This is a genomic window from Amycolatopsis sp. NBC_01488 (assembly GCF_036227105.1).
Lineage (GTDB): Bacteria > Actinomycetota > Actinomycetes > Mycobacteriales > Pseudonocardiaceae > Amycolatopsis.
Window position 1 is genome coordinate 4377126 of record NZ_CP109434.1, and the last position, 20004, is coordinate 4397129.

Genomic DNA, 20004 nt, shown 5'->3' on the forward strand with positions numbered 1-20004 from the left:
TGGGTAGCTACGCCAGCGCCCGGTCCACGAAGGCGAAACCCAGGTCGAGCCGTCCGTTGCCCGGGTCGGTCAGCTTCGCGTCGCGGTACCAGGACTCCGGGGCCTCCGGGTGGGGGCCGGTCACGGCGACCCGGCCGCGGCCGTAGGTCGCGACCGCCGCCGCGATCGTTCCGTTGGTGTAGCGGGCCAGCACCTCGGCCGGGCCGGTGAGGACGAACTGCGGGCCGTCCTGGAAGTACATCGCGTGGCGCCGGCCGGTCCAGTCCACTTCGACCAGGGTGTCCCGGGTGGAGCGGACGTCCGCTCCGCGCGAGGTGACGTACTGCCGGGTGTCGCCGGGCAGCAGCGCGAAGCCCGGCGTCGCGCCCGCGAGGTAGCCGCCCAGGCAGAAGCCGAGGTACCGGCCGCCGTCGTGGACGTACCCCTTGATCACGTCGGCGTGGCGGCGCATCACCCGCCACGCGTCGTCGAGACCGCCGCCGCCCGGCTGGGCGTACAGCGTCGCGCCCGACAGAGCTTCGGTGGTCAACGGGATCTGCTGGTCGGGGCCGCAGTATTCGACCCGGAAACCCTTCGAGTGCGTGCGAAGCAGCGAAGCGACGGCGTCCGAACACGGATCGGTCGCGCCGTCGCCGCGGTAGACGAGGGCCAGCGGCTGGGTGTCCGGACCGCCGCACGCGGCCAGCAGCCCGGCCGCGGCGACGCCCGCCAGGAGCCCCCGGCGGGACACCCCGGTCACGCCGGCTCCAGGACTGGCCGGGCGGCCCGCTGCTTCGCCCGTTTCGCCAACGCCGTGACGAGCGCTTCCAGCGGTCCTTTCCCCGCGGTCGCCCGCCAGGCCAGGCCCACGACGAGCACCGCGGCGACCTGCAGCCAGTACCCGGCGTCCGGGCTGTAGACGTCGTAGTCGGAGTTCAGGAACATGATGTGCGCGGTGTAGAACGTGAGCGTCATGCTCCCGGCCGCGGCCAGCGGCGCTAGGACGGCGGGGCGCACGACCCGGCCGAGCAGCAGCATCAGCCCCAGCAGCGCCATCGCGGACCCGGTGGTGCCGACGAGGTCGGGCGCGGTGCCGGTGTGCGGCGCCGCGACGGCGAGCCACCACGCCGTCGAGGTCGGGGTGGTGCCGTCGCCGCCCAGGTTGAGCAGTTCCGTCGTCTCCGGCACGGTCAGGACGCTGCCGGGCTGCGCGGACCAGATCGCCGTCAGCCCGCCGTAGTGGTTCAGCAGCACCGACGACCCGACCGCCGCGCCGACGGCCAGCGCCACCCCGGTGCCGAGCAGGGCGACGGCGGTCTTGAGCCGGCGCAGCGACAGCCGGCCGATGACGATCCCCGCGCAGAGGTAGACCGTCCACGACAGCGCCGGGTACTCGCCGTTCAGCGTCAGCTCGGTCAGCAGGTTGACCGGATGCGTTGCGGCGTAAAGGAATCCGTGGTTCAGCAGGGTCGGTTCCGGCAGGTGCGGCTGCAGCAGGTGGGTCAGCGGCGGGACGCCGGCCGCGACCGCCAGGCCCACGCCCGCCACCGCCCACGTCGGCAGCAGCACCAGCGGGATCGCGAACAGGAACAGGATCGCGTAGTACGGCAGGATCACCACGGCGAGTTCGGCGTCGGTGTAGCCCAGGGCGAGCCCGATCGCGCCGATCGCGAGCGCGCGCACCGCCAGCATCGCCGCCGTGGCGCGGAAATCGGCCGGCCGCACCCGTTCGCGGCCGGTCATGAACGCGACACCGACCCCGGCGAGCACCGCGAACGTCGCCGCCGCGCGGCCGCCGAAGATCGCGAACGCCACCGAGGGATGGCCCGGCGTGGTCTCTTCGGGCAGCGAGTGCACGGCCATCATACCGAGCAGCGCGATCCCGCGCGTCGCGTCGACCGCGCTCAGCCGGGCCGGGTGGGCGGGCTCGGTCATCTCGCCATCACCGCGTCCACCAGGTCCCGGCCGAGGTCGTGCCCGTAGCGCAGCAGCGGCGGGCGCAAACCACCGTCGGTGTACCAGTCGCGCCGCGCCTCCGGGTGCGGACCGACGACGCCGACGCGCCCCGCGCCGAAGGGCGCGACCAGCGCGGCGACCGTCCCGTTCGGATAGGTCGCCAGCACGTCGGCGGCCTCCGGCCGGTCGAGGACGAACACCGGGCCGTCCTGGAAGTACAGCTTCCGGCGGCGGCCGCGCCAGCGGACCCGCACGACGGCGTCCCCGTCGTGGTCGACGCTCGCGTCTTCGGTGTCGATGTAGCGATCGGTGTCGCCGGGCAGCAGCCCGAACCCGGGCGTCGCGCCGGCGAGGTACCCGCCGAGGCAGAACCCGAGGTACCGGCCGCCGCCGTCGACGTACCCGCGGATGACGTCGCGGTGGCCGCGCAGCTTCCGGTACGCCCGCCCGAGCGTGCCGCCGCCGGGCTGGGCGTAGAGATCGGCCCCTGCCAGCGATTCCGCGCCGAGCGGCAGGTCTTCTTCCGGGCCGGTGAAGCGGACGGTGAAGCCGTGCCGGCTCGACTGCAGCAGCCCGGCGACCGCCTCGGGACAGCCGGGCAGCGCGGCGGGACCGCGGTAGACGAGGGCGAGCTTCACGCCGGGATTCCCTTCGGGAGCAGGGTTTGCGCGGGAATGCCGCGCCAGGAGGTGTGGGAGGCGAGGTGCTCGCCCTTCATCAGCAGCGACAGCGAGCCGAGCGAAACGCCGTCGCCGACCACGGCGTCGTAGAGCACGATCGCGCGGGTGCCGACGGTCGCGCCTGCCCCGACCGTGACCACCGACATCTTCATGACGCGGTCCTCGAACAGGTGGGTCTGCAGCGAGACCTCGGTGCCGACCGCGGCGTCGTCGCCGACGCGCACGAGGTCGAACTCGGTCAGGTAGGTCGTGCCGATCCACGTGCGCCGCCCGATCTTCGCGCCGAACCAGCGCAGCAGGGGCGGCAGCAGCGGCGTGCCGACGAGCATGCCGAGCCCGGCGGGGACCGCCGCCGACTCGTAGAGCCCGGTGACGAACTCGCTGCGCCGCACGAACGGGCTCCACAGCGGCTCGACGCGCGGGGCGTACTCGCCGACGACGTTGCGCTTGGTCGCCGCGCAGAACCCGATGACGCCGAGCCCGGACGCGATCGCCACCAGAGGTGAGGCCAGCGCGGGCACCGGCAGGTCGCGGCCGGCCGCGAGCCCGGACAGCGTCAGCAGGAACAGGTAGAAGCTCAAGCCCAGCAAGGACGCGGGCAGCGTCGCCCGCGCGAACTCGATGGCGAGCCGCTCGCGCACGAGCCGGCGTGGCGGCCGGAACGTCTGCTCCTCCGGGAAGTCGCCGCTGTCCTGGCGGCGCGGCAGGTGCATCGCGGGCGAGCCGAGCCACGACGAGTCGCCGGGCACGTCCGCGCCGGGCGGGACCGTGCCGACGCCCACCAGGGAGCCGTCGCCCAGCGCGGTGCCGGCCGGGACGACCGAGGCGTTGCCGACGAACGCGCGCCGCCCGACGTCGGTGGTGAGGAAGGCGACGCGGCCGCGGGCGAACGTCGCCGCGCCGACCGTGGCCATGTCCGCGACGAAGCTCTCGCTGCCCAGCGTGAGCAGGTCCGGGTCGAGGTGCCCGGCCGTGGACACCTCGGCGCCGCGGCCGATCCGCGCGCCGAGCAGCCGCAGCCAGGGGACCGTGTACAGCGTGGCGTACAGGGAGTTCGTGAACGTCAGGCTGAACTCGAGGAGCTTGTCGGCGACCCACTTGCGGACGCCGAGCCCGGACCGCACCGGGTGGACGCCGACGGGGGTCTTCGGCAGCACGAGCTTGCGCCCGAAGGCGACGACGACGCAGACGGTCAGCACGAAGACCGGCCCGGCCAGCACCGTCGCGACCACGCCCGCGAGCACGCCCCAGCCGAGCAGCGCCCACCACACCAGCGCCACGCTGGGCAGGATCAGGCAGATCGCGCCGACTTCCAGCGCGCCGAGGCCGAGCAGGGTCAGCAGGACGTGGTGCGGCCGCCAGCCGCGACCGGATCCGGCGGGCGCGAGCAGGTCCTCGACGACCGGCGAGAGCGCGGCCATCTTCCCGGGCGGCGAGCCGGCCCAGCGCTCGCCCGCGGGCACGGACTCACCGCGTCCCAGCAGCGACTGCTCGGCCAGCGCGGCACCGGGCCCGACCGAGGAACCCGGTTCCAGCACGGCGTTCGCGCCGACGAACGCCCCGGCGCCGACGGTGATCCCGCCGACGGTCACCCAGCCGTCCTCGACCCGCCACGGCCGCAGCACCGCGCCGTAGCCGATCGCCGCGTCGTCGTCGACGCGCACCAGCGCGGGCAACGAGAGCGAGCTGGTCGCGATCACCGCGCGCTTGCCGACGCGGGCGCCGAGCAGCCGCAGGTACAGCGGCATCAGCCCGGACCCGCTGACCACCGGCAGCGGCCCGACGCTCAGCAGCAGGTCCAGCGTCCAGAGCCGCAGGTACGTCCAGCCCCAGAGGCGGTAGCGGCCCGGCCGGATGCCCGCCGACAGCGGCCGCACCGCCAGCAGCGGCACCAGCCAGCGGACGCCGAGGTAGCTGATCAGGATGGCGACGAGCAGCTGCGCGAGGACCGACACCGAGACGTCACCGTCGTTCCACGTGTAGACGTAGGCGACCGGCAGCGTGATCACGAGCAGCAGCAGGTAGATCACCACCGCCTGCGCGGACCCGGCGGCGGCGATCCGGCGCGTGCGGTGCCGGATCGGCTGGTAGCGCGGCTCGGCTTCCGACGCGGGGGCGGGCTCGCCGGCGTCCAGGTGCGCGGCCAGCGACCGGACGTCGGGGTGGGCGTAGAGGTCGCGCACGGCGATCCCGGCGGCGAGCTCGTGCTCGCGCAGCCGGGAGACCACGGTCGCGGCCAGCAGCGAATGGCCGCCCAGGTCGGTGAAGAAGTCCGCGGTGACCGAAAAGTCTTCGGGCGCCACGCCGAACGCGTCGGCCCACACCCGCGCGACGGTCTCTTCGGTCGGGGTCGCGGGGGCGACGACCGGGCCGTCCACGGGTCTTTTCCGGCTCCGCGGCACCGGCAGCTCGCGGCGGTCGACCTTGCCGCTGGGCATCATCGGCAGCACCGGCAGGGTCACGAAGAAGCCCGGCACCATGTACGCGGGCACCCGCTCGCGCAGGGTTTCCCGCAGCCGCCGGACCAGCACGTCCTCGTCTTCGTCCGAAGTGGACACGACGTAGGCGGCCAGCTCGGGCGCGCCCGGCGTCACCTCGACCAGCGCCGCGGCGGCCGCGGACACGCCCGCGTCGGCCAGCAGGACGCTCTCGATCTCCCCGAGATCGACGCGGTGCCCGCGGATCTTCACCTCGGCGTCCGCGCGGCCGAGGTATTCGATCTCGCCGCCGTCGACGAGCCGGCCGAGGTCCCCGGTCCGGTAGACCCGCTCGCCTTCGTGCTCGACGAACTTGTCCGCGGTGAGTTCCGGCCGCCCGACGTACCCCTTGGCCACGCCCGGGCCGCCGACGCAGATTTCGCCGACCTCGCCGGGCGGCACCGGCACGCGGTCGTCGTCCAGCAGCACCACCGAGTAGGTCGGCAGCGGGACGCCGATCGTCACCGGGCGGCCAGGCTTCAGCTCGCACCAGGTCGCGGTGACGGTCGCCTCGGTCGGGCCGTAGGTGTTGAGGATCCGGCGGCCGGGCCGCGCCCACCGGTCGACCAGCTGGCGCGGGCACGCCTCGCCGCCGACCAGGAGGCTGCGCAGCAGGGGGAGCTCGTGCGGGATGGTCGCGAGCAGCGTCGGGACGCAGTAGAGGACGCTGATCCGGTGCTGTGCGAGGAATTCCGCGAGTTCGGCGCCCAGGCGCCGGGAGTCGGTCGGGCCCGCGACCAGCGTCGCGCCGACCGCCCACGTCGGCCAGATCTCTTCGATGGAGAAGTCGAAGGAGATCGTCATGCCCTGGTAGACGCGGTCGTCCCGGCGGACGTCGTACAGCCGCGGGACGACGTCGAGGAAGTTGCAGATGCTGCGCTGCGCGACCTCGACGCCCTTCGGCCGCCCGCTCGAGCCGGAGGTGTAGATGACGTACGCGCTCGGTTCCGGGTCGAGCAGGTCGTCCTCGGTGAGGTCGGGCCGGCCGTCGCGGTCGGCGAGGTCGTCCGGGTCGAGGGTCGGGCAGGGCGCGTCGGCGGCCCGGTCGGGGGTCGTCAGCAGCAGGTCGACTCCCGCGTCCTGGATGATGTACGCGATCCGGTCGGCGGGGGAGGCGGGGTCGATCGGCACGAAGGCCCCGCCCGCCTTCCCGACGGCGAGCAGGCAGGTGTAGGTGTGCGGACCTCGCTCGACGAGGATGGCGACCCGATCACCCCGCCGGATCCCGGCGGCACGCAGCCGGTGGGCGAGCCGGTTGGCCCGCCGGTCCAATTCGGCGTAGGTGAAGGAATCGTCGCCCGTCTCGAGCGCAATGGCACCGGGAACGCGATCGGCGGTGCGTTCGAAGACGTGGTGCATTCGCTGGACCGGTCCGCCTTCGGGAGCGTGCGCCCCCAGCACGACGAGCGAATCGGACGAATAGTCCGTGAAGGTCACCCAGTACTCTTTCCGTTCGAACGGTGGACATCTGGACGCCATACGGGCTATTGGCTTCACCCGTTAGCTGGACGCCCCATCCTCGACAGAGTGACGTGTAGTTGGCAAGTCACCCACGGTGGTGTCCCTCGGATGGCGGAATACGCATTCGCCGATGCCGAAGCCGGATGTCCGGAAAAATGCCGTCAGCGGGGATTCGTCGCTTCTTGGTGGCTTTCTGTCAAGCCGCGCGTGCACGACCGGTGAAAAGCGGTTCGCCGAAGTGAAGAGTCGATGCTCGCCAGAAAGTCCGCGGGCACGCCGCGGCCCCTGCCGCGATCGCGACAGGGGCCTTCGGCCTGGGCCGTGCACCAGGGACTTCGTCGCTCGGAGGTGACCGCGAGCGGAGGGCCTATCCGGCCGTCGGAGTCGGCACGCTCCCGGGCAGGCAGCGTCCGGAAAGTCCGAAGCGGCCCGGAACGACACCGAGGCCGGTCATGACGTGCGTCGGGAGCTGAGGAGCAGCAGGCACAGGATCGCGACCCCGGTGACCAGGCCGGCGACGAGCAGCATCGGGTCCAGGGTGGGTCCGGTGGCCGCCGCGGCCTGCTGGGCCACGGCAGGCGGTGCCGCCGGGGACGGGCCGGCCTCGGTCGCCGGTGCGGCGACGGCCGAAGTGGCCGCCTGCGCCGGGCTGCCGCTGGGTGCCGGAACGGCGCTGGCCGGCTTGTGCTTGGCCGGGTTCGGCGCGGCGGGCGCCTGGGTGGGCTTGGGCTGGGGCGCGGTGGTGGCGGCGGGCAGGACGGTGACCGAGGCTCGCATGTCGGGGTGGACCGAGCAGTAGTAGGCGTAGGTACCGGGGGTGCGGAAGGTGTAGCTCCAGCTCTGTCCCTGGGACAGCTGCGGGCTGCGGAACGAGACCGGCGCGCTGGTGGTGGTCGCGTCGTGCGGGGCCTGGTCGTGCTGCGTCCAGGTGACCGTGTCGCCGACGTGGACGGTGAGCGCGGCCGGGGAGAACGCGTAGCCCGCCATCATGACCTGCTGCGTCGCGGCCTGGGCCGGCGTCGCGACGAAGACGCCGTGGAGCAGGACGATCAGCCCGGCCGCGGCCAGCGATGCGGCGCGCCTCATCGGACGAACTCGGCGGCGATCTCGAGGTGGATCCGGCGGGCCGCGAGCAGCCGCGGGACGGGTCCGAGGCCACGGGGCTTGCGGCGGGGAGCGGGCAGGATTCCCTTGACCCACAAGACGATCCGGTCGTCGTCGACGTGGCGCAGGTCACCCCGGAGGCGCAGTTCCCGGGTGGCGCCGGCGACGTCGATCTTGCCGGTGATGTGGATGGCGTCGTCGATCTCGATGTCCTCACTGGTGAAGGTGATGTCCGGGTGGTCGGCGGCGCGCAGGCCCCGGGCTCCGGTGAGCGCCCGGCGCAGCGGCTTGACGCCGCCCCGCAACGACGTCGCGTCGAGGACGAGCACCAGCCGCCGGTTGCCGAGGTCGAGGTGGCCGCCGGTCGCGGTGAGGCGGCCGCGGAGCAGGGGAAGCCGCGCCAGGCGGATCGACGGCTCGACGACGCAGCGGTCGCGGCGCAGGGTGCGGGCCGTGGCGCCGGCCGGGGGCTCGCCCACCGCGGGCAGGACTTCGGTGTCGGGCATGGGGGGTCTCCGTCCGGGGTGCGGTGGCCCGCCCGGCCGGGCGGCCCACCGCATCGGTCAGCAGCTGGCTTGGTTCAGCAACGGCGTGAGCACGGATTCGAGCCACACCGTGTGCGTCTTGATGTACTGGTCGAGGTTGAGCAGGTCGGTGACCTGCTGCCCCAGCGACTCCTCGAGGTGGGCGCTCTTGATGTGCGCGATGATCGGCGCGAGCGTGTCGGTGACGACCTTGTCCGCCGATCCGTCGAACGCCGGGGCGAGCACGGTTTCCAGCCACACCGTGTGGGTCTTGATGTACTGGTCCAGGTTGAGGATGTCCTGCACCTGCTGGCCCGGTGAGGTTTCCAGGTGCGCGCTCTTGATGTGGTCGATGATCGGCTGCAGGACCGACTTCGGCACGCAGGAGCCGCCGCCCGCCGGGGTGGTCGGCATCGGCATCGAGTGGGTCGGCTGCGACGTCGGGGCGGACGTCGGCGCCGAGGTCGGCGGGGCGCTGGTCGGCGCGGCGCCGGTGACGGTGATCGTGGCCTTCATGTCCGGGTGGATGGCGCAGTAGTAGGAGTAGGTCCCGGCCTGGGTGAAGGTGTGACTGAAGGTCTGCCCGGTCTGCAGCGTCGGGGAGGTGAACTTCTCCGGGCCGTCGGTGACGACGATGTTGTGCGGCGCGGTGTCGTGGTTGGTCCAGGTGACCGTGTCGCCGACCGAGATGGTCAGGCTCGCCGGGGTGAACTTGTAGCCCATCGCGTCGACGGACTTCGTCGACGGTGCCGCGGCGGCCGCGGCACCACCGGCCTGTTCCTGGGCCAGGCCCTGGTAGAGCGGGACGGCCAGGGGGCTCTGCTTGGCGAGTGCGGCGAGGTCGACGTTCGTGGCCGCCGCGGGTGCGGCCTGCTCGCTGTGCCCGCCGCGGAGCGTGGCGAGGCTGAACAACGCGGTCGCCAGTGCGAGGATCGCGACGGCGACGGGCCAGTTCCGTCGTCGCCGCACCACCTCCGGCTGCTCGGGGGTGGCGGGGCTGGGGTTGTCCACTGAGGACTCCTTTCGCGGGGTGTGATCAGCGGCCGGGGCTGGCCGTGACGAGGAAGCTCGCCGCGAGGAGGACCACGATGACGAGCGTGGTCTCGGCGGCGACGGAGTAGACGAACGGGCGGACGGTGGCGGCGTCCCCGCGCAGGACGACGGCGAAGTCGAGGCGGCGGCCGACCCAGCTGCGGCTGGCTTGGGCGGCGAGGAGCACGACGGCGAGCACGCCGAGCTTGACCAGCAGGGTCTGGCCGTAGGCGGTGCTGAACACCCGGCCCACGCTGCCGATGGTCTGCCAGGCGAGCACGACGCCCGCGGCGACGACCACGGCGACCGAGGTCATGGCGAGCTTCGAGTACCGGGGGATCACCGTGGCCAGCTCGCCGGGGTCGCGGCGGGCCAGGACGCCGAAGAGCAGCACGGCCAGGCCGCCGATCCACGCGGAAGCCCCCGCCAGGTGCGCGAAGTCCGCGAGCTGCGTCAGCCACGGCGAGGTGCTCTCGACGGCGTGGCCGGTGAGGCCGGTCGTGCGCAGCAGCCCGAGCAGGACCGCGCCGGTGCCGACGCGCCAGGGCAACGCCGTCGCCGCGTCGTGGCCGCGTTGCAGCAGCCAGGCCAGCACGACGCCGCCGAGCAGCCACAGCAGGGCCCGGGCGAACCAGATCCGGCCGAACTGGCTGTCCAGGGCCTGGCCGAGGAGATCCCAGGCCAGGAAGTCGCCGGCGGGCCGCTGGGCGGCCCACGCTGCCTGCAGGCCGAGCCCGGCGAGGGTGCCGAGCAGGCCGAGGAGCCAGCCCGTCACCAGCACCGTCCGGGCGCCGCGGTGGCCGGCGCCCGCGGGCCAGAGCACGGCCAGGAACAGCAGCCCGCCGGCGAACAGGGTCAGGCCGGTGTAGTCGACGGTGCGCGCGAAGACGTACCACGCCTTGACGGTGTCCACTGTTCACCGTCCATTCGGGACGGTGCTGGAGGGATCCCGACGGTGCCGGCCGGGACCATCGCGGGTTCGAGGCCGCCGTCGGTGGTGCGGCAGTAGCCGAGGACGAGCGCGCCGACTCCGTCCGGGCCGGTGACGCCGAGGCCGGTGGTCACCGCACCCAGGAGCGGCAGCCCGCCGACGGTGTCGAGGACCTGTTGCGCGGCACCGGGTTGGCAGGCGGGCACGTCCGTCCCGGGCGGGGGGAGCGGCGGGGTCGTTTCCGGCGGCGTGGTCGGTGCGGAGGGGCCGGGATCGAGGGGCGGTGCCACGACGACGTCGCCGGGCATCGACGGCATCGACGGCATCGACGTGACCGGCTGGTCGCCGACCGGGACCGCGGGAAGCGGGGACACCGGGACGTCCGCCGGGGGAAGCGCGGACGGAAGGGGTTGCGTGGCGGGGGTTTCCGGGGTGACGGGGTGCCCGCCATCCGCGACTACGGGTGGGGTGGCCGCGTCGGCGGCGCCGCCGGGGCGCAGACCGATGCCGGACGCGTAGCCGACGACGATCACGACCGCGCCGGCCAGGCTCGCGGCGATGACGTGGTCACGGCGCAGTGCGGGTCCTCGCACGGTTTCGTCCTCCAAAGAACGGGAATCCACCCGCCGGGAAAGGGATTGCTGCGGAATGCGGGAACGGGATGTGGGGAGCAGAAAACCAGCTCTCACGTTTCCGGGCGTGGTCTTCACATGAAGGCTGGGTAAAGTCCGTCGGCCTCCGGGAGGCCCGGTGCGGTGAGTTGCTACGCTGGATGCCGATCCCGCTAGTACGGCAGCCGCAGTGTGTGACCTGGCGGCGTGTCGTGGTCATGAAGGCGGCCACCGCGTGATCGACTTCAAGGTGTGTTGGATCTCGAAGAAGACGCGGTGGCCGCGTCGAGAACTGTAGTTGATGATCGTCTGGCTCGGTGGCAGGCCGGGTTCGATGACGTGTTCGCGCTGGTCGCGGGGCGTTTCGCGCAGGCGGACTCACGGCGGCGGGCCCGGATGTATGTGCTGGGGCTGCTGTCGAAGGCGGAGCGGAAGAACTCGTGGACGATCGCTGAGCAGGCCGGCGACCTGTGCCCCGACGGTATGCAACGGTTGCTGAACTTCTACCGCTGGGACGCCGACGCGGTCCGCGACGATCTGCGCGGCCATGTGCTGACCCACCTCGGCGACCGCAGTGGGGTCGCAGTGGCCGACGAGACCGGATTCCTGAAGAAGGGCACCAAATCCGCCGGAGTGCAGCGGCAGTATTCCGGCACCGCCGGACGGATCGAGAACTGCCAGCTCGGCGTGTTCCTGACCTACGTCTCGGTCAAGGGACGCGCGTTGATCGACCGAGAACTCTACCTGCCCAAGTCGTGGACCGAGGATCCCGAGCGCTGCCGTGAGGCCGGGATCGCCGACACCGTGACGTTCGCGACCAAACCCCAGCTCGCCCAGCGGATGCTGGAACGGCTGCTCGACACCGGCTCCGACCTCGAGTGGTTCACCGCCGACGAGGCCTACGGCGACAACCCCGGACTGCGCAGCTGGTGCGAACAGGCCGGACTGAACTACGTCATGGCCATCTCGTGTGATCACCGCTTCGGCACCCCGGCCGGGACGTTGCGGGCTGACGAGCTCGCCGCTGCGGCACCGCGCAAGGGCTGGCAACGCCTCTCCGCCGGGATCGGCAGCAAAGGACACCGGCTCTACGACTGGCTGCTGCTCGACCCCGCCACCACCGGCGGGCATCAGCTGCTGGTTCGCCGCTCGATCAGCAAACCCACCGAGCTGGCCTACTACATCTGCCACTCCACCTACCCCGTCCCCGTTGCCGAGCTCGTCCGGGTCGCCGGATCCCGTTGGGCGGTGGAGGAAACGTTCCAGTTCGCCAAGAACGAGACCGGCTTGGACCACTACCAGGTCCGCAAATACCAGGCGTGGTACCGGCACATCACCCTGTCCATGCTCGCCGCCGCGTTCCTCGCCACCACCGCCCACGATGAACGGTCCCGCATCGAAAAGGGGGCACCTCCGACACTGCAGAACAGTTAATTCCCTTATCCTGCAATGAAATCAGACGACTCTTGGCCACCGGCACCGACCCCGTCCACCCACCAGAACACACCGATCACTGGTCACTGTGGCGACGACGCCACCAAACCCGCGCCCGCCACGGCCACTACCAGCGACAACGCGACAAACATCCCAGACTGCGGCTGCCGTACTAGGCCGTCCGGGTGGTCGACGCGGCAAACCGATGGAGCAGGTGACCGTTTTGCCCAGTTCGGCGTCGGAGCAGTGAGAATTGCTTTACGCAGCTGTTTCACGGTTCACGGCTGTGTGGCCGATTGTGCTCGCTACGGTTCGCGTGCCGCTCGAATTCTCGAGAACGCGAGGAAATCATGACTTCCCGGTTGTCTTTCCCCCTGCGGACCGCCGTGGTCCTGGGGGCCGCCGCGTGCGCCACCCTGCTGGGCGCGCCCGCGTCGGACGCGCACAGCGTCCTGCTGTCCAGCTCACCGGCCAGGGACGCGGCGATCGCCACGTCCCCTGCCGAAGCGGTGCTGGTGTTCAACGAGTCCGTCGAGAATTCCTTCACCGAGCTCGCGGTGCTCGGACCGGACGGCGGCTCGCACTGGGAGGCCGCGCCGGCGTCCGTTGTGGACGCCCGGGTTTCCGTGCCGCTGCGCCCACTCGGCCCAGCAGGGGCCTACACGATCCGCTACCGCGTGACGTCCGCCGACGGCCACCCGGTCTCCGGCACCGTCCCCTTCCGGCTCACGGCCGCCGGTCCGGGAGCGGCGTCGCCGCCCGCCGCGACGGCGGCAAGCCAGGGTGCCGACGGCACGGTACCGCTCTGGCCGTGGATCACGGGAGGCGCTGTCCTGCTCGGCACGGGCTTCGCGGTGGCCCGGCGCCTTTCCCGCGGTTGATCGACACAGCGTCCGTGGCTCGGGTGCATTTCCCGGTGCCGCCGAGTGGTCGTCGCGTCAGGCGGCACGCTCGTCGAACGGGGTGGCGTAGGAAGGGATGCGGGCCCGCAGGGCGAGCCGCAGGGTCAACCGGATCCGGCTGGACCGCGGCAGATCCACGCGCAGCCACGGGCCGTCGAGATCGATCGACGCGGACGTCACGACCGGTTCGCGGTGGCCGTAGTCGTACAGGTCGCCGATCCACGACGGGTCCTCGCACACGCTGTACTCCACGCTGCGGATGTGGTGCTCGGCGAACGCACCGGCCTGCACGACCACCGACCGCGGCTCCTGCGGGTCGAGGTTGACCAGGTCGACGACTGTCGCCTCGGGGTCGATGCCGGAAACCAGCGCCGCCACCGACGGCGGCAGGCCCGGCCGCCGCGCCTGCGCGTCGTAGTAGCGGACGCGGGCCTGCTGCAGCCCGCCGTTGTAGACGACCTGCGGAGCGCCCCAGGTGAGCTGGACGAGAGCTTCGGTGACCACGGGGTTGGACTGCTGCCACAGGTGGATGTCGGCCTCGGGCACGGCCTGGCCGCGGTACCGCTCCATGCGGGTCAGCCGGTGCCGCACCTGGGCCTGGGCAGCGGCCAGGACGCGTTCGGGGTAGTCCGGGTTGTCACCCGCGAGGTAGGCGAACCACGGCTCCTCGTGCCCGGCCTCTTCCTTGCTGCGGAACGGCCGCACGGTCCGCCAGTCGTGGCCGCCCGCCGCGCGCAGCCGCTCGAGGCGTTCGCGGTCTTCCGGCGCGGCCGTGTGGTGCCACAGCGCGACGGGGACGCCCATCAGCATCGGGTTGTAGTCGAACCACCCGCGGTCGTCGTAGCGGAAGGGGACGTGCAGGGTCGGGGTGTCCACGTCTTCCCGCAGCTGCACCGACCACTTGGAGGCGAGGCTGGAATCCGCCTCGGTGAACGCCATGACCTTGCCGTGGGCGAGGATTTCGTCCAGCGTGGGGCCTACCAGGTCGGTGAAGGTGTCGTCGCCGGTGGCGAGCGCGGCGGAGAGGGCGGCGACGACGGCGGCGTGTCCGACGCTGTACCAGCCGTGTGGCCAGGACCAGCCGTAGTGCCCGCCGTACCAGCGGCCCTCCAGCAGCCCGCCCACGGTGCCGTCGGGAGCGACGTTGTCGGGGAGGACGCCGCCGTTGGCGGCCGCGCGTTCCCGCCAGGCGCCCACGTACTCGGCGAGCCAGTCGCGGTAGCGCGGCTCGCCGGACAGCAGCAGGGCGTTGAAGACGAGCCCGGCGGCGGCCAGGTTGACCGCGGTGTCTCCCACGCCCGTCCGCCGCCGCATCTGCTCGCCCAGCCGCGGGTCGCGGTCTCGCGGCGGCTCCTCGGCGTCCGCGGGCAGCAGCCACTGCAGCGGGAAGCCGTACGTCGCGGCTTCGTGGGCCAGCCACGGGTACGAACCGCGGTCGAAGAGCCCCTCGCGTCCCGGATCGCTGCCGTTGTGCGGACGGCGGATGATGCGGTGCCCGGGGTCGTAGTTGCCGTGGGCCGGGTCGACGTAGAGCTCCGCGAACCGCAGCGCGCGCTCCCGCCACCGCCCGGGCGCGGCCATGCACAGGAAGTACAGCAGCAGCAGGCTTTCGCCCTGGTGGAACCAGTCGTAGCCGCGTTCGTACTCGTCGTGCAGCATGCCCAGCTCGGTCAGTTGCCGGGTGACGCCTGCCCAGTGCCGCTCCGACTCGGCGAGCAGGTCGTCGGCACCGCCGAGCAGGTACAGCTGAGGCCAGTTGAAGAACGTTTCGTAGAAGTCGTCGACGCCGTCGCGCGTGGTGAGCCCGTCGTCGTAGGCCAGCCGTCCGTCCGGGCCGGTGAAGTCGCGGGCGAACCGGCGCCACGCCTGGTCGAGCAGGCCGAACAGCTCGCGTTGGGCGATCGCCCAGCCCGGTGGTTCGAGCAGGGGCACCGAGGCCGTGATGACGGGGTACATCGGCTACTCCTTGGTCGCGCCGGCCAGCATCCCCGCGACCAGGAAACGCTGGGAGAAGAGGAAGACCACGAGGACCGGCGTGATCGCCAGCAAGGTGGCCAGCGCCAGTTCCGGACGCTGCACCGCCGCGGTGCCGACCGTCGGGTTGAACTGCGGCACCGAGTTCAGCAAGGTGCCCAGGCCCACCTGGACCGGGAACTGATCGCTTTCCGGCAGCAGGACGTACGGCAGGAAGTAGTTGGTCCAGTTGGCCACGAAGCTGAAGAAGCCGACGAGGGCGACGATCGGCGCGGCCAGCGGCAGTGCGACGTGGCGGAACGCCCCGAACTGGGAGCAGCCGTCGAGCTTCGCCGCGTCGATCAGGTCCCGCGGCACGGCGGTGCTGAAGTAGATGTAGGTCAGGTAGACGCCGAAGGGGTAGAACGAGTACGGCAGGATGATCGACCACATCGAGCCGATCAGGTGCACCGCGTTCACCTCGAGGAACAGCGGCACCACGAGGGTGGCGTTCGGCATCAGCATCACCACGAGCGTCGCGACCAGCAGCGTGCGCCGGCCGCGGAACTCGGTCATCGCGAGGGCGTAGCCGGCCGGGATCGCCACGCACAGCGTGATCGCGAGCGCCACGAACGAGTACACCGCGGAGTTGCCCAGCCACTGGAAGATCGCGTTGTCCTGGAAGGAGGTGAGCGCGTGCCAGTTGTCCGCCAGCGCGCGCCACGACCCGAAGGACAGGGGGTTGCCGTGCACGAGCTGGTCGTCGGTCTTCGTGGCCGCCAGCAGGAGCCACCCCACCGGGAGCACGAAGAAGACGAGGAACAGCACGAGCACCAGGGCCACGAGCGGGTTCGGCAGTGTCCACGAAGCGCGCCGCCGCCGTGGCGCGGCCGCGCGGCGCACCGGCTCGTTCACTCGCGCGGGCACGCGGATGTCAGTCGGCATCGAAGAACCCCGATCGGGCGACGAACACGCCGGCGACGACCAGCCCGACCACCAGCAGCTCCACCGAGATCGCCGCGGCGGTGTTCACGTTGTCGTTCTGGAAGGCGAAGTCGTAGGAGAGCTGGTTGAGCGAGTAGTCGCGTCCCGCCACGCCGACACTCGCCTGCGACAGCAGCTGCGGTTCGACGAACAGCTGGGTCCCGCCGGCGAACGCCAGGATGACCATGTAGACGATCCACTTGCGCAGCAACGGGATCTGGATGCGCCAGGCCGTCTGCCACACGCTCGCGCCGTCGATCCGAGCCGCCTCCAGCAGGTCGGGCGAAATGTTGTTCAGCGCGCCGTACACCACCACGATCCAGCCACCTGCCCCGGTCCAGAAGGCGATCAGGGTGAACAGGACCGGGAGGTGCTCCGGCGCGACGACCTGGCCGAAGGTGTCGAACCCGAACGCGCGCAGCAGCGCGCTCACCGGGCTCACCGACGGGTCCAGCATGAACAGCCACACCATGACGCTCGCGGCCCCGGCCAGCGCTCCGGGGATGTAGTACAGGAAGCGCACCGCCTTGCTCGCCCCGCTCGAGGTCAGGCGGTGCAGCAGCAGCGCCAGCCCGACCACGAACACCACCAGGGAAACCAGCCAGAACACCAGGTAGAGCGCGACGTGCCCGACGGCGGCGAAGTACCGGAAGTCGGTGGCGGCGTCGACGAAGTTCGACAGGCCGGCGAAGGTGTCCCCCGCGTCGGTGAAGGCGAAATACACCGCGTACACCGTGGGCACGACACCGAACGCGATCAGCAGCACGACGTAGGCGGTGACGAACAGGTGCCCGGCCCGGCCCGGCCAGAACACCCGCCGCCGCGACGGGCTCCTGGCCGGGGCGACGCTGGTCACTGGCTGACCTCGTACCCGTTGGACCGCGCGTAGTTCGTGATCGCGGTCTGCCACTCGGGGAGCAGCGAGACGATCGTCTTGCCCGCGGTCAGCCCCGGTGTCACGGTCGCCGCCCAGATCGCTTCCTGGCTGAACTGGCCGTAACCCCACCCCGGCCACACCTGCGGGGCGGCCGCCTGCAGCGGGCCCGCGATGTCGTTGGCGTAGTACTTGCCCGAGGACTGCTTCGCCAGCCAGGTCTTCGCCGCCGACTTGTAGGCGGGGTACCCCGGAGCCACGGTGCCCTGGTAGTCGTCCGAGGTGGTGACCCAGGTGAGGAAGTCGGTGGCGTCCTTGAGGTTGGCGCTGTGGGCGGACAGCAGCCAGGTGCCGCCGCCGACGTTGCCGACGGACGGGGACGGGTCCCCGGCCCACTGCGGCAGCGGGGCGGCGGCGATCCGGCCGGCCGGCGTCTTGAACGACTCCTGGAACACCGAGCCGCCGAACCAGGACGGCCCGGGCATCATGAGGATCTTGTCCGCGGCGTTCTTGGCGAAGTCGGAGCTGAACACGCTGCTGGTGGACATCGTGTGGTTCTTGACGAGCGTGTCGAGCAGGGTCGCCATCCGGGTGCAGGCCGGGCTGGTGGTGTTCACCTTGACCGACTTCGGGCCGGTGATCTCGTTGGCCCCGCACTTGGCGGCCCAGAGGTAGATCTCCGGGGTGAAGTTGTCGCCCGCCGTGCCCACGAGGTAGCCGGGGTGCTCGGTGGCGACCCGTCGGCCCAGTGCCTGGTACTCCTCCCAGGTCTTCGGCACCTGGTAACCCCACGACTGCATCAGCGGCGCGTCGTACCAGAGGACGGTCTGGGCGAGGTCGTTGCGCAGGCAGTAAAGCGTGCCCTCGACCGTGCACGGGTCGTTGGCCCCGGCGGTCCAGCCGCTCAGGGTGGCCTCCGGGATCTGCCCCTTGTTCAGCGGCGCGGTGAACCCGGCTTGCACCGCCCAGCTGGTCTCGTTGTTCTGGGAGCTGAACACCACGTCCGGCCAGCCGCTGCGGGTGCGGTTGAACAGGCTCACCTTGGTCTGCAGGTAGTTCGAGCCGTTGGCGTCCCCGTCGTAGGTGACGATGTCGATCGGCACCGACGGGTGCTGCTTCTGGTAGAGCTGGGCCGCGGGCAGCCGCGTGGAATCGACCCAGACGGTGATCTTCCCGCCCGTCTGCGGCGCCGGCTGGAACCCGCCCTGGGCACCACTGCCGCTTCCGCCGTTGCCGCAGGCCGTGACCGCGGCGAGGACGGCCGCGACGCCGAGGACCAGCCCCGCGTACTGCCTGCGGCGCCCGGACGACCCGCTGACTCCGGTGGCGCGCACATGAACTCTCATGAGGAACTCCACTTCGTCGTGGCACCCGCAGGTCGCACCTGATGAGGCAACGGCACCTCATATGTGTCATACACATTGCTGCGAGCTGTCTCTATCGTGCACCATCACATCTGGCTGCTGTCGCGCCGTCAAGGGGTCGAGGTGAGAAAATAAGTACTACACATTGTTGCCAGAGTGAGGCGGATGTGGGTTCATGGCCCTGAGCCGCGACGAGGGAGACAACTGGGTGGACGAGACGCGCGAGGCCACCTACCGGCCCGGGTACGAACGCGTCGCCGAGCAGGTCCTCGCGCTGATCGCCGAGCTGCGGCTGCAGGCCGGCGACCGGATGCCGACGGAGAACGAGCTCGCCACCCGGCTCGGTGCCTCGCGCACCGTGGTGCGCGAGGCGATCAAGATCCTCTCCGCCATCGGCCGGGTGCGCGCCCAGAAGGGGCGCGGTCTCTACGTGACCGACGACGAGGGGATGCTCGGCTCGGCCCGGTGGTCGGGCTTCTTCCTGCCGGCCGATCTGGACCACGTCTACCTGCTGTTCGAGTTCCGCCGCGTCCAGGAGATGGCCGCCGGCAGGCTGGCCGCCACCCGGGCCACCCCGGTCGAGCTCCGGACGATCGAGGCGGCCGCGGAAACCTGCCGCCAGGGACACTTGACCGGCGAAGCGCCGCTGTTCGACCGCGGGGACGAAGACTTCCACCTCGGGATCGCCGCGGCGTCCCACAACCAGTTCCTCCTGGCTGCCGTCCGCGAAGTCCGGCGGCTGCAGCACCAGTCCAGCACCATCGGGCTCCACGGCACCATCGGCGGGCACGCCGCGGAGGCGGTCGAAGAGCACGCCGCGATCTACGCGGCCATCCGTGACGGCGACCCGGAAGCGGCCGCCGAAGCCGCCGCGGTGCACCTCGACAACACGCTGGAGGGACTACCGCCGCGAAATCCAGCGACGCGTTTTCGGCTGACGCCCACTCACTTTCGCCGGTCAGGAGCCGTGCCCGGTCGAACCGCCGGCACCCTCGTTGCTCACCTCGGCGGCGGATCGCGGTGAGGTCGCCCGGCCCGCAGACCGAGTCCTGCGCACGCGACGATGATCGCCGCACCCAGCAGCCACCACGGCCAGAGCGTCGGGTGGGTGGCCGTGGCACGGGCCGGCTTGACCGCTTGCTTGTCTGCGTAGCGGTCGTGGACCTGGCGTTGGTAGTCGGGCAGCGGCACGAACGCTCCCACCGGGCTCTGCGGCAGGCTGGCACGCAGCAGCCGGACGCCGGTCGCGCCGAGTTCGTACCAGCCGTTGATCTGGGGTTCGTCGAGCAGCACCGTTCCCGGGTGCAGCTGCCGGGCCAGCTGCGTCTCGTCGTCACCGGACAGGACGCTGTCGACGCGCCAGCCGGAGTCCGGCCTGCCCGCCGTCGACGGGGCTGCTTGGATCGTGCTGGTGCGCCCGTCCGCGGTGCGCGCCACGACGGCGACGTACTGCAGGAGCGCGGTGGGGCCGGTCCCGTCGCGGACGAAGTCCGGCGCGAGGGTGTACGCCGGGATCCCCGTGTCCGCGACGGTGATCCCGGTGGGGTCCGGCCGGCCAGGCCTGCGCAGGTTGGTTCGCGCGTAGCTGAGCGCTCGAGGGGAGTGAGCCGTGCTCACGGCCGCCGAAAGCTGGGCACTCGTGGGCGGCTCCCACGCCGGTGCCGAGGCCGCCGCCGGGCTGACCGCGCCCAGTCCGAGCAGGGCCGCGGCCACGACGCACCACGCAGACCTGGTCACG

The 20004-nt window shown here is 71.7% G+C and carries 17 protein-coding genes; 3 read left to right on the plus strand and 14 right to left on the minus strand.

All coding sequences use genetic code 11. From position 1 onward, the window contains the following. Positions 1-7 precede the first annotated feature (7 nt). The 9 genes from OG738_RS21305 to OG738_RS21345 form a co-directional block, all read right to left on the minus strand. Entirely contained in the window at positions 8-739 is a 732-nt protein-coding gene (locus OG738_RS21305; RefSeq protein WP_329056153.1) for a BPL-N domain-containing protein, read from the minus strand. After that, a complete protein-coding gene (locus OG738_RS21310) occupies positions 736-1914 on the minus strand; it encodes a heparan-alpha-glucosaminide N-acetyltransferase domain-containing protein (RefSeq protein ID WP_329056154.1) in 1179 nt (392 codons plus the stop codon). The genes OG738_RS21305 and OG738_RS21310 overlap by 4 nt, the downstream gene beginning before the upstream one ends. Further along, positions 1911-2573 carry a hypothetical protein gene (locus OG738_RS21315; protein WP_329056155.1) on the minus strand — a complete coding sequence of 221 codons (663 nt, stop codon included), beginning with the start codon at positions 2571-2573 and terminating at the stop codon, positions 1911-1913. Before OG738_RS21315 ends, OG738_RS21310 begins: the two co-directional genes overlap by 4 nt. Then, complete coding sequence (locus OG738_RS21320; RefSeq protein WP_329056156.1) at positions 2570-6529, minus strand: Pls/PosA family non-ribosomal peptide synthetase; 3960 nt, start codon at positions 6527-6529, stop codon at positions 2570-2572. Before OG738_RS21320 ends, OG738_RS21315 begins: the two co-directional genes overlap by 4 nt. Positions 6530-7003: 474 nt before the next feature. Next, a complete protein-coding gene (locus OG738_RS21325; RefSeq protein ID WP_329056157.1) occupies positions 7004-7639 on the minus strand; it encodes a cupredoxin domain-containing protein in 636 nt (211 codons plus the stop codon). Next, entirely contained in the window at positions 7636-8163 is a 528-nt protein-coding gene (locus OG738_RS21330; protein WP_329056158.1) for a YceI family protein, read from the minus strand. The genes OG738_RS21325 and OG738_RS21330 overlap by 4 nt, the downstream gene beginning before the upstream one ends. Positions 8164-8220: 57 nt before the next feature. Next, on the minus strand, positions 8221-9192 hold the full coding sequence (locus OG738_RS21335) for a cupredoxin domain-containing protein (protein WP_329056159.1): 972 nt from the start codon (positions 9190-9192) through the stop codon (positions 8221-8223). A 25-nt stretch (positions 9193-9217) separates the two neighbouring features. Then, positions 9218-10126, minus strand: coding sequence for a copper resistance D family protein (locus OG738_RS21340; RefSeq protein WP_329056160.1), 909 nt, complete (start codon positions 10124-10126; stop codon positions 9218-9220). After that, a complete protein-coding gene (locus OG738_RS21345) occupies positions 10069-10737 on the minus strand; it encodes a hypothetical protein (protein WP_329056161.1) in 669 nt (222 codons plus the stop codon). The genes OG738_RS21340 and OG738_RS21345 overlap by 58 nt, the downstream gene beginning before the upstream one ends. 327 nt (positions 10738-11064) lie before the next feature. Here OG738_RS21345 and OG738_RS21350 point away from each other — a divergent pair, with 327 nt between their 5' ends. Both OG738_RS21350 and OG738_RS21355 read left to right on the plus strand, forming a co-directional pair. Continuing rightward, positions 11065-12189 carry an IS701 family transposase gene (locus tag OG738_RS21350; protein WP_442875948.1) on the plus strand — a complete coding sequence of 375 codons (1125 nt, stop codon included), beginning with the start codon at positions 11065-11067 and terminating at the stop codon, positions 12187-12189. Positions 12190-12539: 350 nt separating this feature from the next. After that, entirely contained in the window at positions 12540-13070 is a 531-nt protein-coding gene (locus tag OG738_RS21355; RefSeq protein WP_329056162.1) for a copper resistance CopC family protein, read from the plus strand. Positions 13071-13127: 57 nt separating this feature from the next. On the opposite strand, the gene OG738_RS21360 is transcribed toward OG738_RS21355, so the two are convergent. From OG738_RS21360 to OG738_RS21375, 4 genes are read right to left on the minus strand one after another with little or no spacing between them, the layout of a single operon-like run. After that, complete coding sequence (locus OG738_RS21360; protein ID WP_329056163.1) at positions 13128-15047, minus strand: hypothetical protein; 1920 nt, start codon at positions 15045-15047, stop codon at positions 13128-13130. 3 nt (positions 15048-15050) lie between these two features. Further along, entirely contained in the window at positions 15051-15989 is a 939-nt protein-coding gene (locus OG738_RS21365) for a carbohydrate ABC transporter permease (protein ID WP_329056164.1), read from the minus strand. Then, on the minus strand, positions 15979-16884 hold the full coding sequence (locus OG738_RS21370; RefSeq protein ID WP_329056165.1) for a carbohydrate ABC transporter permease: 906 nt from the start codon (positions 16882-16884) through the stop codon (positions 15979-15981). The genes OG738_RS21365 and OG738_RS21370 overlap by 11 nt, the downstream gene beginning before the upstream one ends. Next, the gene (locus OG738_RS21375; protein ID WP_329056166.1) at positions 16881-18248 is read right to left on the minus strand and encodes an ABC transporter substrate-binding protein; all 1368 of its coding nucleotides are present in this window, start codon (positions 18246-18248) and stop codon (positions 16881-16883) included. Before OG738_RS21375 ends, OG738_RS21370 begins: the two co-directional genes overlap by 4 nt. A 193-nt stretch (positions 18249-18441) precedes the next feature. Between OG738_RS21375 and OG738_RS21380 the strand changes: the two genes are divergently transcribed. Then, complete coding sequence (locus OG738_RS21380; protein ID WP_329056167.1) at positions 18442-19290, plus strand: FadR/GntR family transcriptional regulator; 849 nt, start codon at positions 18442-18444, stop codon at positions 19288-19290. Here OG738_RS21380 and OG738_RS21385 read toward each other — a convergent pair. Then, entirely contained in the window at positions 19266-20003 is a 738-nt protein-coding gene (locus OG738_RS21385) for a hypothetical protein (protein ID WP_329056168.1), read from the minus strand. The two genes, OG738_RS21380 and OG738_RS21385, sit on opposite strands and share 25 nt — an antisense overlap. Between the last annotated feature and the right edge of the window lies 1 nt (position 20004).